Origin of the sequence: Streptomyces sp. XY006, assembly GCF_002237655.1 — a bacterium.
In the GTDB taxonomy this organism is placed as follows: Bacteria; Actinomycetota; Actinomycetes; order Streptomycetales; family Streptomycetaceae; genus Streptomyces; species Streptomyces levis.
In genome coordinates, this window is the sequence record NZ_NOKT01000030.1 from 44,143 (window position 1) to 57,221 (window position 13,079).

Sequence of the window (13,079 nt, forward strand, 5' to 3'; positions counted from 1 at the left end):
CCGCGACAAGGCCGTACGTGCCAGGCGCCTGCCCGGCGAGGGTGGCGCGAGTCGCCGTCCGCTGAAAGCCGGTCACGTCCGGACCGTTGACGGCGCGTCACATCTGCCACAACCATGGCCTGCGTCCGCATCTGGGAGCGCTCCCATAACCGAGCGCCACCCGCACCTCCCAGAGGAGCCCAGACGTGAAACGACGCAGAACCGCCCTGCTGTCCCTGACGGCCCTGCTGGCGACCGCGCTCACCGCGCTGCCCTCCGCACCGGCCGGAGCCGAGGAGGTCGAGCAGGTCAGGAACGGCACCTTCGACACCACCACCGATCCGTGGTGGACGACCAGCAACGTCACCGCCGGTCTGTCCGACGGCCGGCTCTGCGCCGACGTCCCCGGCGGCACCACCAACCGCTGGGACGCCGCCGTCGGGCAGAACGACATCACCCTCGTGAAGGGGGAGTCGTACCGCTTCTCCTTCCAGGCCACCGGCAGCCCCGCCGGGCACGTGGTGCGCGCGATCGTCGGCCTGTCGGTGGCGCCCTACGACACCTACCACGAGGTGACGCCGCAACTCAGCGTCTCCGGCGACACCTACTCGTACACCTTCACCTCGCCCGTCGACACCGCCCAGGGCCAGGTCGGCTTCCAGCTCGGCGGCAGCGCGGACCCGTGGCGCTTCTGCATGGACGACGTGTCGCTGCTGGGCGGGGTGACGCCGGAGCCGTACGAGCCGGACACCGGGCCGCGCGTGCGCGTCAACCAGGTCGCCTACCTGCCCGCCGGACCGAAGAACGCCACCCTCGTCACCGACGCCACGACGGAACTGCCCTGGCAGCTGAGGAACTCCGCGGGCACGGTCGTCGCCCGGGGCACGACCGTGCCCCGCGGCGTCGACGCCTCCTCCGGGCAGAACGTGCACTCCGTCGACTTCGGCGCCTACCGCAAGAAGGGCTCCGGCTTCACGCTCGTCGCCGACGGCGAGACCAGCCGCCCCTTCGACATCGGCGCGAGCGCCTACGAGCGGCTGCGGCTGGACTCGGCGAAGTACTACTACACGCAGCGCAGCGGCATCGCGATACGCGACGACCTGCGGCCCGGCTACGGACGCCCGGCCGGTCACGTCGGCGTGGCACCCAACCAGGGCGACACGGCCGTGCCCTGCCAGCCCGGCGTCTGCGACTACACCCTCGACGTCAGCGGCGGCTGGTACGACGCCGGTGACCACGGCAAGTACGTCGTCAACGGCGGCATCTCCACCTGGGAACTGCTCAGCACCTACGAACGCGCCCTGCACGCCCGCACCGGCGACGCCGGCGCGCTCGGCGACGGCAGCCTCGCCATCCCCGAGAGCGGCAACAAGGTGCCCGACCTCCTCGACGAGGCCCGCTGGGAACTGGAGTTCCTGCTGAGGATGCAGGTGCCCGACGGGAAGCCGCTGGCCGGCATGGCCCACCACAAGATGCACGACGAGCAGTGGACCGGCCTGCCGCTGATGCCCCACGACGATCCGCAGAAGCGTGAGCTGCACCCGCCGTCCACGGCCGCGACCCTCAACCTGGCCGCCACGGCCGCGCAGGCGGCCCGGCTGTACCGGCCCCACGACAAGGAGTTCGCCGGCCGGGCGCTGGCCGCCGCGCGCAAGGCCTGGGCGGCGGCCCTCGCCCACCCCGGCCGTCTCGCCTCCGAGAGCGACGGCATCGGCGGCGGCGCCTACGCCGACAGCGACGTGTCCGACGACTTCTACTGGGCGGCGGCCGAGCTGTATCTCTCCACGGGGGAGCGGCAGTTCGAGGACCATCTGCTGAAGTCCCCGGTCCACACGGCCGACCTCTTCAAGCCCATCGGCTTCGACTGGGCCCGCACCGGCGCGGCCGGCCGCCTCGACCTGGCCACGGTGCCCAGCAGGCTGCCCGGCCGGGACAAGGTGCGCCAGTCCGTGATCAAGGGCGCCGACCGGTACCTGGCCACCCTGAAGGCACACCCCTACGGCATGCCGTACGCCCCCGAGGGGGACAAGTACGACTGGGGCTCCAGCCACCAGATCCTCAACAACGCCGTCGTCCTCGCCACCGCGTACGACCTCACCGGCGCCTCGAAGTACCGTGACGGCGCGCTGCAGAGCATGGACTACATCCTGGGCCGCAACGCGCTCAACATCTCCTACGTCACCGGCTACGGAGAGGTCAGCGCCCAGAACCAGCACAGTCGCTGGTACGCCCGCCAGCTCGACCCGAACCAGCCCAACCCGCCGCGGGGGACCCTCGCGGGCGGGCCGAACTCGAGCATCCAGGACCCCTACGCCCAGAGCAAGCTGCAGGGCTGCGTCGGCCAGTTCTGCTACATCGACGACATCCAGTCCTGGTCGACCAACGAGCACACGATCAACTGGAACGCCGCCCTGACCCGCATGGCCTCCTTCGTGGCCGACCAGGGCTAGCCCCGCACCACCGCCGGTACCGGGGGCGTCCGCACGACAGGACGCCCCCGGTACCCGCGCGTAGCCTGGTGCCATGCACGCCGTGCGGGTCGACGGCATCGAGGTCGTGTACGACCGGGTGGGCCAGGGCCCGCCCCTCGTGCTCGCGCACGGCGTCACGACCGACGCCCGCCTCTTCGGCGGACAGCTGCGGGACCTGGCCGACGAGTTCACCGTCGTCGCCTGGGACGAACCGGGCGCCGGCCGCTCCTCCGACGTACCGCCCGGCTTCGCCCTGGCCGACTACGCCCGCTGCCTGGCGGCGGTCGTGGAGGACGTGGGCCTGGGCCCCGCCCACGTGCTCGGCCTGTCCTGGGGCGGGACCGTGGTGCTGGAGCTGTACCGGCTCCATCCCGGACTGGTGCGGACGCTGCTCCTGGTCGACACCTACGCCGGCTGGAAGGGGTCCCTGCCCGCGGCGGAGGTGCGGGCCCGGGTCGAGGGGGCCGAGCGGATGCTCGCCGTCCCGCCGGCGGAGTTCGCGCCGACCATGCCCGGCCTGTTCGCCGGGGCGCCACCCGCCGACGCCGTACGCCTGCTCTCGGTGATGTCCGCCGACACGCGGCCCGGCAGCCTGCGCGCCGAACTCACGGTGATGGCCGAGGCGGACCTCAGCGACCTGCTGCCCGGGATCGCGGTGCCGACGCTGCTGCTGTGGGGCGAACTCGACCGCCGCTCCCCGGTGGACCCCGTCGCCCGCTCCTTCCTCGCAGCGATCCCCGAGGCCACGCTGGTCGTGCTGCCCGGCGTCGGACACCTCAGCAACGTCGAGGCCCCCGAGCCGTTCAACCGGACCGTCCGGGAGTTCTGCCGCGCCCACTCCTGACGACGAGCTCCCCGGGCCGTCCCTGCCCGGCCGGCGGTCCCGCGCTCACGCCGCCTCCCGGGGCAGGTGGGCCAGCTTGTCCGGGTTGGCCACGACGTAGATGCCGCGCACCCGGTCGCCCTCCGGGGTGAGGTCCAGGACCAGGACGGCGAAGGGCGCGTCGCCGTCGAACAGCACCGCCGCGTCGTCGCCGTTGACGCGCCGGTAGCGCCACACGGGACGGTCCGGGCCGCCCCGGCCGGAGGTGAGCAGCCGGGTCACCTTGTCCCGGCCGTGCACCGGGCGCAGACCCGCCCGCCGGCGCTTGCCGCCGGCGTCGGTCCACGCCGTGACGTCCGGCGCGAGGACCTCCATCAGCTCGGCGATGTCCCCGCCGAGCGCCGCCCGCACGAACCGCTCGGTCGCCTCCCGGCGCACCCGCGGATGCGCCTGGTAGCGCGGCCGGCGCGCGTGCACGTGCTCGCGGGCCCGGTGCGCCAGCTGCCGCACGGCGGCGGGGGAGCGGTCGATGATCCCGGCGATCTCGGCGTGCGGGTATCCGAACACCTCGCCCAGCACGAACACCGCCCGCTCCAGCGGTGTCAGCGACTCCAGGACCACCAGCATCGCCAGCGACACCGCCTCGCCGCGCAGGGCCGGGCCGTCGGCCGTGCCGGCGTCCTCGTCGGCGACCAGCGGCTCGGGCAGCCACGGGCCGACGTACGTCTCCCGCCGCCGGCTGACCGCGGCCCGGCGGCGCAGCGCGTGGTTGACCGCCACCCGGACGAGATAGGCGCGGGGGTTGTCGACAGCGGACAGGTCGGCGCCGCCGCCGCGGGACGTCCAGGACAGCCACGTCTCCTGCAGGACGTCCTCGGTGTCGGCGACACTGCCGAGCATGTTGTAGACGACGCCGAACAGCAGCTCGCGATGGTCGACGAACACCCCGGTCGCCTCGTCGAGCGGGGCGTCGGTGCCCGGTGCGGAGATATCGGTCATGCCTGGCCCTCCCGTGGACGCGCTCACCACTATGAGCCGGACAGGGCCCCGGAATGTGACATCGCACCGCCCGGATGTGACCCACCTCTCAGCCACGAGGCGGGCGGGACCCCTCGGTGGTACCTCCCCGTACCTGCCGTGACCTGGGGGTATTTACTGGTCAGTACCCCGGGCGCTACCGTGAAGGCATGCCAGCTCTCAACGTCGAGTTCAGCGACCGCGAACTTGAGGACCTGCGGCAGATCGCCAAGGAGCGCGGTACGTCCATGAAGGCGCTCGTGCGGGAGGCGGCCGCCGCCGACATAGCCCGCCACCGGGCGCTGCAGGAGGGCGCGGAGGCCTTCCGGCGGTTCTTCGCGACCCACGCCGACGAGTTCGCCGCCGCCTTCCCCGACGACGAACCGCCCACCAAGGGCGAGGGGCGGGCCGCCTGACCGATGGCACCCGTCCTCCATATCGACGTGCCCTGGCTGCTCCAGCGCCACGAAGAGGTCCTGCCGGACCAGCCCACGATCAACGACTTCTCCGCGCTGGTCGCCGCCGTCGCCCGGCACCGCGTCGACCCGCCGCGCCTCGGCGTGGACTCCGACCCGGCCTGGCGGGCGGCCGCGCTGCTGCACACCCTCGCCGTGCTGAGGCCGCTGCCCTCGGCCAACGCCCGTTTCGCCTGCGCGACCGCCGTGGCCTACATGTTCGTCAGCGGCGTCGGCATCGACCCGCCCTACGGGGCCCTGGTCGATCTGGCCCGCGATCTGATGTCCGGCACGACCGACGTCTACGGTGCTGCCGACCGGCTGCGCGCCTGGCAGATCTGAACGGGATCGAAAGCCGGTGCGACCTGCGCAGAGGTGTTCTGCTTCTGACTTTCTGTCAATGGCAGGGATGTGGTCCGTGCGCCTTGTTGGCCGTGTGGGGATTGTGCAAGAGTGCACGCACGTGCGGGGGGAATGACCAAGAGTCGCACGGCATTTGTTGACCGGGTCCGATTCGCCGTCGGCGAATTCGTACCCCCCGCGCCGCGCCCAAAAAGGTACGCACCAACCGGGCTCCTTTTTCGGCGGCAGGACTTCTGTGTGCCACCTGCGCGTGGGAAGGAACCATCTCAGTGCCCACCCCCCACCCCCCTCGACCTCCGTATCCCCCGCCCGGCGGGGATCCGGGGGAATCCGACGAAAATCTCGCCGCCCCCTTGAGAGGCAGCCCGGAGGGCGAGGTCGCCGCCCATTCCGTCGCGCTGCTGATGGCGCGGCACTGGCAGCCGGTGCACGACTACGCGGCCATCTGCCTCGCCTCCTCGGCCCAGGTCGCCGCGATGGTCACCGGGACCGCCTTTCACCGGACCCTCAACCGCCTCGCGTTCGGCGAATCGGCCGTCGCGCTGCGCCCGGCCCTGCTGGTGACCGTGCGGGACACGATCCGGGAGTGGTCCGGCGACGATCGAATATCGGCCGTTCTGCCCGCGCTGCAGAAACCGGCCGGAGGACGCGGGCTGCGTGCGGCCACGTCCGTGACACCCGAAAACCGGGTTCTCACGGAGCGGGCATTCCAGGCGCTTCCCGCCGCCGCGCGGTGTCTGCTCTGGCATGCCGAGGTCGAGGCCGACGCCATATCCGTCCCGGCCGGACTGCTGGGCATGGACACCGTTCTCGCGTCCGCGGCCCTCGAACAGGCGCGTGACACATTCCGCGAAGGCGTCGTACGGGCCCATCGCGAACTCGCGCCGACCCAGGACTGCCGGTTCTACAACCGGCTGCTCGACGTCCCGATCCGCCGGGGCGGCGCCCTCCTGCCGGATGTCCAGGACCACTTGGACCAGTGCCGCTACTGCCGGGACGCGGCCGAGCAACTGAGCCACTTCGAGGGGCCGCTGGGCCCGCTGCTCGCCGAAGCGGTGCTCGGCTGGGGCGCCCGCCGCTACCTCGACTCCCGTCCGGGCCGGGCCCCGCACGGCACCCGCGGCGGCCGGGCCGGACGGCGCGGCGGGCGGCGCCGCGTGGGCGGCCACGGGCTGCTCGCCAGGATCCCGCTCCCGGCGCGCGGGGCCGGCGGGGCACGTATCCCGCAGGCGCTGCGGTCCTCCCGGGGACTGCTCTCGGGCGTCGGCGCAGTGTCGGCCGGGGTGCTGACGGCCGTGCTCATCCTCGGCACGACGTCGTACGACGGCGGGGAGGCCGACCCGGCCGGATCCAACAGCGCCACCGGAGGCGACAACGCCACCTCCGCGACACCCCCCGGCACGGCCGGACTGCCCACGGCACCGGGCGTGACGCGGCTGCGCAACACCGGCGCCGGCCTCTGCCTCGACATCCGGGACCTGCCGAAGGAGGGCTCGGGGACGAAGCTGGCACCGTGCTCGACGGTGTGGACCCAGCAGTGGACGTACGAGAAGGACGGGTCGCTGCGCAGCGTCGCGGATCCCGGGCTGTGCCTGGATTCGCACAAGGACGCGGGCGTCGTGGTCCTCGGCACCTGCGCCGACGAGGATGCCGAGCGGGGCGACGACGTGCGCTACGACCTCACCGTGCGCGGCGAACTGCTGCCCCGCTGGGACGAGCAGCTCGCCATCACCCCGGCCGACGACGACCCGGAAGCCGACATCGTCGTCAAGGTCCGCGACCGCTCCGACGCCCAGCGCTGGCAGGCCGAGCCCGTGCCGACGGCGTCCGGTTCGCTGTCGATCGAGGAGCAGGAGAGCCCGGCGGCCCGCCAGGTGACCGCCCCGGCCGGCCGCACCGGCTGAGCCGGGGCCCTCGGGCCGGACGGGGCCGCGCGGGACTCGGGCCGCGCGGCCCCGTCCGCCGTCAGGCCGGGGCCTCGACGAGGTCGCCCGGCCCGATCGTGCCCGGCGTGGCGTGGCCCGACAGGGCGAGGGTCAGGTCCAGTTCGGCCAGCAGACAGCGGATGACGTGCTCGACGCCCGCCTGCCCGTCGAGGCCGAGGCCGTAGACGTACGGGCGGCCCAGCAGGACGGCGCGCGCGCCCAGCGCGAGAGCCTTGAAGACGTCGTCGCCGGTGCGCACACCGCTGTCGAAGAGGACGGTGAGCCGGTCGCCGACGGCCTCCACCACGCGCGGCAGCGCGTCCGCCGCCGCGACGGATCCGGCCACCTGCCGCCCGCCGTGGTTGGAGACGACCACGCCGTCCATGCCCGCGTCCGCCGCGAGCCGGGCGTCGTCCGGATGCAAAACGCCCTTGAGGACGATCGGCCCGTCCCAGTTCTCCCGCAGGAACGCCAGGTCCGGCCAGGTCTTGGCCGGGTCGGAGAACAGGCCGACGAAACGCATCACGGCCGCGTCGGGATCCTCGTGCACCGGCTTGGCCAGGCCTGCCTGGAAGGCCGGGTCGGAGAAGTAGTTCGCCGTGCCGACGCCGCGCAGGAACGGCAGGTAGGCCTGGTCCAGATCGCGGGGCCGCCAGGACAGCAGCGGCGTGTCCAGGGTGACGACGAGCACGCCGAACCCGGCCGCCTTCGCCCGGTCCAGGAAGCTGCGCGCCACCTCCGGGTCCTTCGGCCAGTACAGCTGGAACCACCGCTCGGCGTCGCCCATCGCCTCGGCGACCTGCTCCATGGGGGTACTGGACGCCGAGGACAGGATGTACGGCACGCCCTGCGCGGCGGCGGCCCGGGCCGCCGCCGGCTCGGCGTCCGGGTGCATGATCGACAGCACGCCCACGGGGGCCAGCGCCAGCGGCGCCGGCAGGGCACGGCCCAGCACCTCGACCGACAGGTCCCGTTCGTGCACGTCCCGCAGCATGCGCGGCACGATCCGGCGCCGCTCCAGGGCGGCCCGGTTGGCCCGGGCGGTACTGCCGTCGCCCGCGCTGCCCGCCACGTAGCCGACCGGCCCGGGCCCGAGCCGCTGCTCGGTCAGCTCCTCCAGCCGGGTCAGATCGGTGGGCAGCCGCGGTACGGCACCCGTCATCCCGTTCAGATAGATCTCGTACTGGAAGTCCGCCCAGTGCTTGCCCACCGACGTACCCGCCTCTCGTCGTCTCCTCGTCGAGACCGTGCCGTACGGGCGACGATACCGAGCGGTATGGCCGGCCTCCGATCAAGGGCCTTCGGCCGCCGCGCGCAGAACGCGGGCCAGTTCGCGCGGCTGCGAGAACATCGGCCAGTGACCGGTGTCCAGCTCGACCCGTTCCCAGCGCTCGCTCCGGAGCAGGCCCGCCACCGCCGGCATCGGCTCCTCCCCGTCGAGCAGGCACTTCACATAGGTCGCCGAGGGAGCCGGAGAGCACGGCCGGTTCCGTGAGCGTGACCCCCGGGTGCGGCGTCGAGCCCCCGAGGAACCGGGCGATCTGCTCGTCCGTCAGCCCCTGCCCGGCACAGTCCCGCGGGCCGGGCGGCGGCCAGGAACCGCCGTGGTCGTCGAGCGCCCGCCGCACCTGCTCGCTGGGCCAGCCGGACAGGAACGACTCGCCGTGCACCGGCACGTTCGCGTCGACGAACACCACGCGCCGCAGCCGCTCGCCGATCCGCTCGGCGGCCTGCCCGACGGGGACGCCCGCGTAGCTGTGCCCCACCAGGACGACATCGCGCAGGCCGAGGCGCCCCACCTCGTCGACGACGTCCCGCACCACATCACTCATGCCCGCACCGTAGCCGGAGGATCCGACACCGCCCCCTCGGTGCCGGGGCCGGTGATCGGTGGCACCGGCACGTCCGCGGTCCGGGCCAGGCGGGCGCCCTCGGGTCCGTACACCGCCCGCGGCTCGGGGAACAGCCGCAGCAGCGTCAGGAACAGCACCGCGGCCGCGGCCAGTGACACCGGCAGGCCGATGTCGACGCCGTTCGCCAGGTCGCCGAGCGGGCCGACGAACTGGCCGGGGATGTTGGTGAAGAGCACCCCGAGCAGCGCCGAGACCCACCAGGCGGTCATGCCGCGCCAGTTCCAGCCGTGCGCGAACCAGTAACGGCCGCCGCGCTGACGGCGGTTGAAGACCTGCAGCGCCTCCGGGTCGTACCAGCCGCGGCGCGTCCAGTAGCCCAGCATCATGACGACCATCCAGGGCGTGGTGCAGGTGACGATCATCGTGGCGAAGGCCGAGATGGACCGCACCAGGTCGAGCCCGAACCGGCCGGCGAAGATGAACGCGATCGACAACGCGCCGATCAGCACGGTCGCCTGCACCCGGGACAGCCTCGGGAACACCGACGAGAAGTCGAGGCCGGTCCCGTACAGCGCCGTCGTGCCGGTCGCCATGCCGCCGATCAGCGCGAGCAGGCACACCGGCAGGAAGAACCAGCCCGGAGAGACGGCCAGCAGTCCGCCCACGAAGTCGGGGGCCGCCGGATCGACGTACTCGGGCGCCTTGTGCGCGATGACGCTCGCCGTCGTCAGGCCGAACAGGAACGGCAGCAGCGTCGCGAGCTGCGACAGGAACGCGGCCCCGACCACCCTGCGCCGCGGGGTGCTCGCCGGGATGTAGCGCGACCAGTCGCCGAGGAACGCCCCGAACGACACCGGGTTGGACAGCACGATCAGCGTGGCCCCGATGAACGACGGCCAGAACAGGGCCGAGGTCCCGGGATCCGCCGCGTCCGTGAAGACACCCGCGTACGACGGGTCGAAGTCGCCGGCGAACGCCACGGCGCCGAGCAGGAACAGCACGCTCGCCGAGGTCACCGCGATCTTGTTGACGAACAGCATGAACCGGAAGCCGTACACGCACACCACGAGGACCAGCACCGCGAACAGCGCGTAGGCGACGGCGTAGGACAGGGTGCCGCGGCCGAGGCCGAACAGCCGGTGGGCGCCGCCGACCAGGGCGTCACCGGAGCTCCACACCGACAGGGAGAAGAACGCGACGGCGGTCAGCAGGGAGAGGAACGAGCCGACCACCCGGCCGTGCACACCGAGGTGCGCGGACGACGACACCGCGTTGTTGGTGCCGTTGAGCGGCCCGAACACCGCCATCGGGCACAGGATCAGCGCGCCGGCGACGACGCCCAGCACGGTGGCCGCGAGGCCCTGCCAGAAGGAGAGGCCGAAGAGGATGGGGAAGGCGCCGAGGACGCAGGTGGAGAAGGTGTTGGCGCCGCCGAAGGCGAGCCGGAACAGATCCAGCGGGGTCGCCGTGCGCTCGGCGTCGGGGATCCGGTCGACACCGTGGGCCTCGACCTCCGTCACGGACGGGGGCGACGCGGCGCCTTCGGCGACGGGGGAGAGGGCGCCGTCGTGGGCGGGGCGTTCGGTGGAAGCGGGACGGTCGGCGGAAGCGGGACGGTCGTCGGGGGCAGGACGGTCGGCGGGCGAGGGCAAGAGGGCTCCAGCGGGGGCGGGGCGGTGGAGCGCGGGGTGGCGCGGCGGCGGGGGCGGACGGCCGCTCGCCGGCGCAGGGGTGTGCGGCGGCGCGCGGAGGCCGTCCTCGGGGGATCTGCCGACCGTAGGTGATCACGGTCGGGCGGCACCAGAGGACGGTTCGTCCCTTCCCGGGCCCACCGGTGGACGTTTCCTCCACTGCGTGATCACCGATCGTCGTCCGGGTGCCGCTCCTCCGGCGCGGCGTCCGGCCCCTGGGCCCGCACCCGCTGCACGTGTTCGAGGGAGTCGCGCAACTCCGCCAGCCAGTCGTCCGTGTGGCGCTGGACCAGACGTACGCACCAGGCCAGCGCGTCACTGCGGCTGCGGGCGACGCCGCCGGCGACCAGGGTGTCGAGGACCTGCCGCTCCGGCTGGCGCAGCCGTGTCATGACGGGTGCGGCGACATGGGTGAACAGGGCCCGCCGCCCGTCGCACTCCACGCCCCAGGACACCTTTCTGCGGAAGCGGTGTTCGGCCTCCCGGGCCACGGCCATCCGGTCCTCGCGCGTGCGCTCGCGGAACTCCTGCATCCGGCTCTCCAGGGCCGCCTCGCGCTCGGCGTCCGAGGCGTCCTCGGTGAGCCGGGGCGCGGGGATGCGGCCGATGACGGTGATCTCCTCACGGTCGACCGTGACCTCGGTCAGTTCCTCGAAGAGGTCGTCGGGCAGGCGGCCGGCGAACCAGCCGCGCAGTTTCTCTCGCTGCTCGTTCGTAATCATGTAATGACGATTACTCGGCGGGAGCATGAACGCAAGCGGTTGCAAAGTGGTCACCCGAGAGCTGAATCGGAATGTTTCAGGCCTATTAACGAGCGCACCGGAATCAGCCATCTGGCCGCTTCCTGACGCCGGAGACCGTGCGGTTACGGGCTTCACCCGCTCCGATTCCGTAACTTCACGCCACTGATTCAACACGCAAGGTTACTGAAACCCGTGGGGTCGATGTGTGTTTCCGCGGCGGACTCGGCAGAGTGGCGCTCGCCGACCCGGCACCGACCGAGCACGGGCCGGCACACCCTGTCATTCGAGCGGAAGGATGCACACAATGCGGACCACCGCGCGCTGGGCCACGACTGTCGGACTGACGGCCACCGCCGTCTGCGGACCCCTCACCGGGGCCGCGCTCGCCGAACCGGGTCAGGCCCCCGCCGCGCTCTACGCCCCGTCGGCCCTCGTCCTCACGGTGGGCCACGGCGAGAGCGCGATCTCCGCGACTCCGGAACGCGCGGTCACCCTGACCTGTGCCCCGCGGCCCGCGGGCACCCACCCGGCCGCCGCCGAGGCCTGCGCCGAGCTGCGCGGCGTCAGCGGCGACTTCGACGCCCTGACCGCCACCGAGGGCGTGATGTGCACCAAGCAGTACGACCCGGTGGTCGTCACCGTGGACGGCGTCTGGCAGGGCCAGCGCGTCTCCTACGAGCGCACCTTCTCCAACGACTGCATGAAGAACGCCTACGGCACGGGCGTCTTCTCCTTCTAGGAGCGGGCACTCCCATGGACCGGGATCGCGCCGTTCCCGTGAGGCACAGCGGACCGTGGCTGGGGAGCCGGGCCGCTGTCACGGGGAACCGCGATCTCGTACAAGGAGGCCGGCGGGCGGAGTGGGGCCGCCCGCCGGCCTCCGGGCCGTTCAGGTCCCCGGGCTCAGGCCCGGTCGCGATGGCTCGTGTCGCACCACGGATAGCGGCGGCTGCGCCGGCAGGTGCACAGCGCCACGCGGAAGCGGTCCGAGGAGACGACGGAGCCGTCCTCCAGCTCCACCTCCACCGGGCCCTCCATCAGCAGGGGGCCCTTGCGCTGCACGGAGACACGGCGCGGTGCGCCGGGCCGGTCAGACGGGGAGTTCGGCACGGACCACCACCAGCTCTTCCTTGTCCTCGTCGGCGGACAGCAGCCCGCGCTCCCGCAGCCAGTTCTCCCGGCCGCGCAGCACGGGACCGAACGCGATCCGCTGCCGCCGGGTCACCGCGGCCTTCAGACCGGCGGCGCGCAGCTGCGCCACCGTCAGGTCCGGGCCGCTGAGCGCCGACTGCACCAGCAGCAGCACCCCGCCCGGGCGCAGCAGCGCGGGCGCCTCCCGGCAGATGCGGTCGACGACCATCCGTCCGTCGCCGCCCGCGTCCCACGCCCGGGCCGCACCGCGCGGCGCGCGGTGGCCGTGGGGAGCGGGCACGTACGGCGGATTGGCCAGGATGAGGTCGAACGTCTCTCCGCGCACGGGGCCGAAGAGGTTGCCGTGCCGGATGCGGACACGCAGTCCCGCGAGCCGGGCGTTGAGCCGGGCGGCCAGCACGGCGCCCCAGGACACGTCGACGGCGGTGACCCGCAGGCCGCGGCGGGCGGCCTCCAGGGCCAGGGCGCCGGATCCGGTGCCCACGTCGAGTACCTCCGCGCCCGGCGGGAGCGGCTCGTCGGACAGGGCACCGGCCAGCAGCTCGGTGTCTTCCTGTGGGGCGTACACGCCCGGGAGTACCAGTGGATTCACGGGCGCCGAGTACCC

12 protein-coding genes and 1 pseudogene are annotated in these 13,079 nt (G+C 73.0%); 6 read left to right on the top strand and 7 right to left on the bottom strand.

What is annotated here, in order from left to right; translation table 11 throughout:
* Positions 1 to 185 precede the first annotated feature (185 nt).
* Complete coding sequence (locus CHR28_RS29515; RefSeq protein ID WP_094056762.1) at positions 186 to 2,429, top strand: glycoside hydrolase family 9 protein; 2,244 nt, start codon at positions 186 to 188, stop codon at positions 2,427 to 2,429.
* Positions 2,430 to 2,502: 73 nt separating this feature from the next.
* On the top strand, positions 2,503 to 3,294 hold the full coding sequence (locus CHR28_RS29520; RefSeq protein WP_094056763.1) for an alpha/beta fold hydrolase: 792 nt from the start codon (positions 2,503 to 2,505) through the stop codon (positions 3,292 to 3,294).
* Between the two features lie 45 nt (positions 3,295 to 3,339).
* On the opposite strand, the gene CHR28_RS29525 is transcribed toward CHR28_RS29520, so the two are convergent.
* Positions 3,340 to 4,272 (bottom strand): sigma-70 family RNA polymerase sigma factor, encoded by a 933-nt coding sequence (locus CHR28_RS29525; RefSeq protein WP_094056764.1) that lies wholly within the window; start codon positions 4,270 to 4,272, stop codon positions 3,340 to 3,342.
* Between the two features lie 188 nt (positions 4,273 to 4,460).
* Here CHR28_RS29525 and CHR28_RS29530 point away from each other — a divergent pair, with 188 nt between their 5' ends.
* The 3 genes from CHR28_RS29530 (at position 4,461) to CHR28_RS29540 (ending at position 7,012) form a co-directional block, all read left to right on the top strand.
* A complete protein-coding gene (locus tag CHR28_RS29530) occupies positions 4,461 to 4,706 on the top strand; it encodes a hypothetical protein (RefSeq protein ID WP_094056765.1) in 246 nt (81 codons plus the stop codon).
* A gap of 3 nt (positions 4,707 to 4,709) precedes the next feature.
* On the top strand, positions 4,710 to 5,087 hold the full coding sequence (locus tag CHR28_RS29535) for a toxin Doc (protein WP_094056766.1): 378 nt from the start codon (positions 4,710 to 4,712) through the stop codon (positions 5,085 to 5,087).
* Positions 5,088 to 5,377: 290 nt separating this feature from the next.
* Positions 5,378 to 7,012, top strand: coding sequence for an RICIN domain-containing protein (locus CHR28_RS29540; RefSeq protein WP_094056767.1), 1,635 nt, complete (start codon positions 5,378 to 5,380; stop codon positions 7,010 to 7,012).
* A 61-nt stretch (positions 7,013 to 7,073) separates the two neighbouring features.
* Here CHR28_RS29540 and CHR28_RS29545 read toward each other — a convergent pair whose 3' ends face one another.
* The 4 genes and pseudogenes from CHR28_RS29545 to CHR28_RS29560 form a co-directional block, all read right to left on the bottom strand.
* A complete protein-coding gene (locus tag CHR28_RS29545) occupies positions 7,074 to 8,243 on the bottom strand; it encodes a lactate 2-monooxygenase (protein ID WP_094056768.1) in 1,170 nt (389 codons plus the stop codon).
* An 81-nt stretch (positions 8,244 to 8,324) separates the two neighbouring features.
* Positions 8,325 to 8,937: pseudogene (locus tag CHR28_RS29550) on the bottom strand (alpha/beta fold hydrolase); the annotation flags it as partial.
* Complete coding sequence (locus CHR28_RS29555) at positions 8,862 to 10,406, bottom strand: purine-cytosine permease family protein (RefSeq protein WP_094056809.1); 1,545 nt, start codon at positions 10,404 to 10,406, stop codon at positions 8,862 to 8,864. The pseudogene CHR28_RS29550 and the gene CHR28_RS29555, both read right to left, overlap by 76 nt.
* A gap of 338 nt (positions 10,407 to 10,744) precedes the next feature.
* Complete coding sequence (locus tag CHR28_RS29560) at positions 10,745 to 11,299, bottom strand: hypothetical protein (RefSeq protein WP_094056769.1); 555 nt, start codon at positions 11,297 to 11,299, stop codon at positions 10,745 to 10,747.
* A gap of 325 nt (positions 11,300 to 11,624) precedes the next feature.
* Between CHR28_RS29560 and CHR28_RS29565 the strand changes: the two genes are divergently transcribed.
* Entirely contained in the window at positions 11,625 to 12,059 is a 435-nt protein-coding gene (locus CHR28_RS29565) for a protease inhibitor (RefSeq protein ID WP_094056770.1), read from the top strand.
* Positions 12,060 to 12,223: 164 nt separating this feature from the next.
* Here CHR28_RS29565 and CHR28_RS29570 read toward each other — a convergent pair whose 3' ends face one another.
* Both CHR28_RS29570 and CHR28_RS29575 read right to left on the bottom strand, forming a co-directional pair.
* Positions 12,224 to 12,430: a CDGSH iron-sulfur domain-containing protein gene (locus CHR28_RS29570; RefSeq protein WP_094056771.1), complete on the bottom strand. Its 207-nt coding sequence runs from the start codon at positions 12,428 to 12,430 to the stop codon at positions 12,224 to 12,226.
* The gene (locus tag CHR28_RS29575) at positions 12,411 to 13,064 is read right to left on the bottom strand and encodes a HemK2/MTQ2 family protein methyltransferase (RefSeq protein ID WP_094056772.1); all 654 of its coding nucleotides are present in this window, start codon (positions 13,062 to 13,064) and stop codon (positions 12,411 to 12,413) included. Before CHR28_RS29575 ends, CHR28_RS29570 begins: the two co-directional genes overlap by 20 nt.
* Positions 13,065 to 13,079 lie beyond the last annotated feature (15 nt).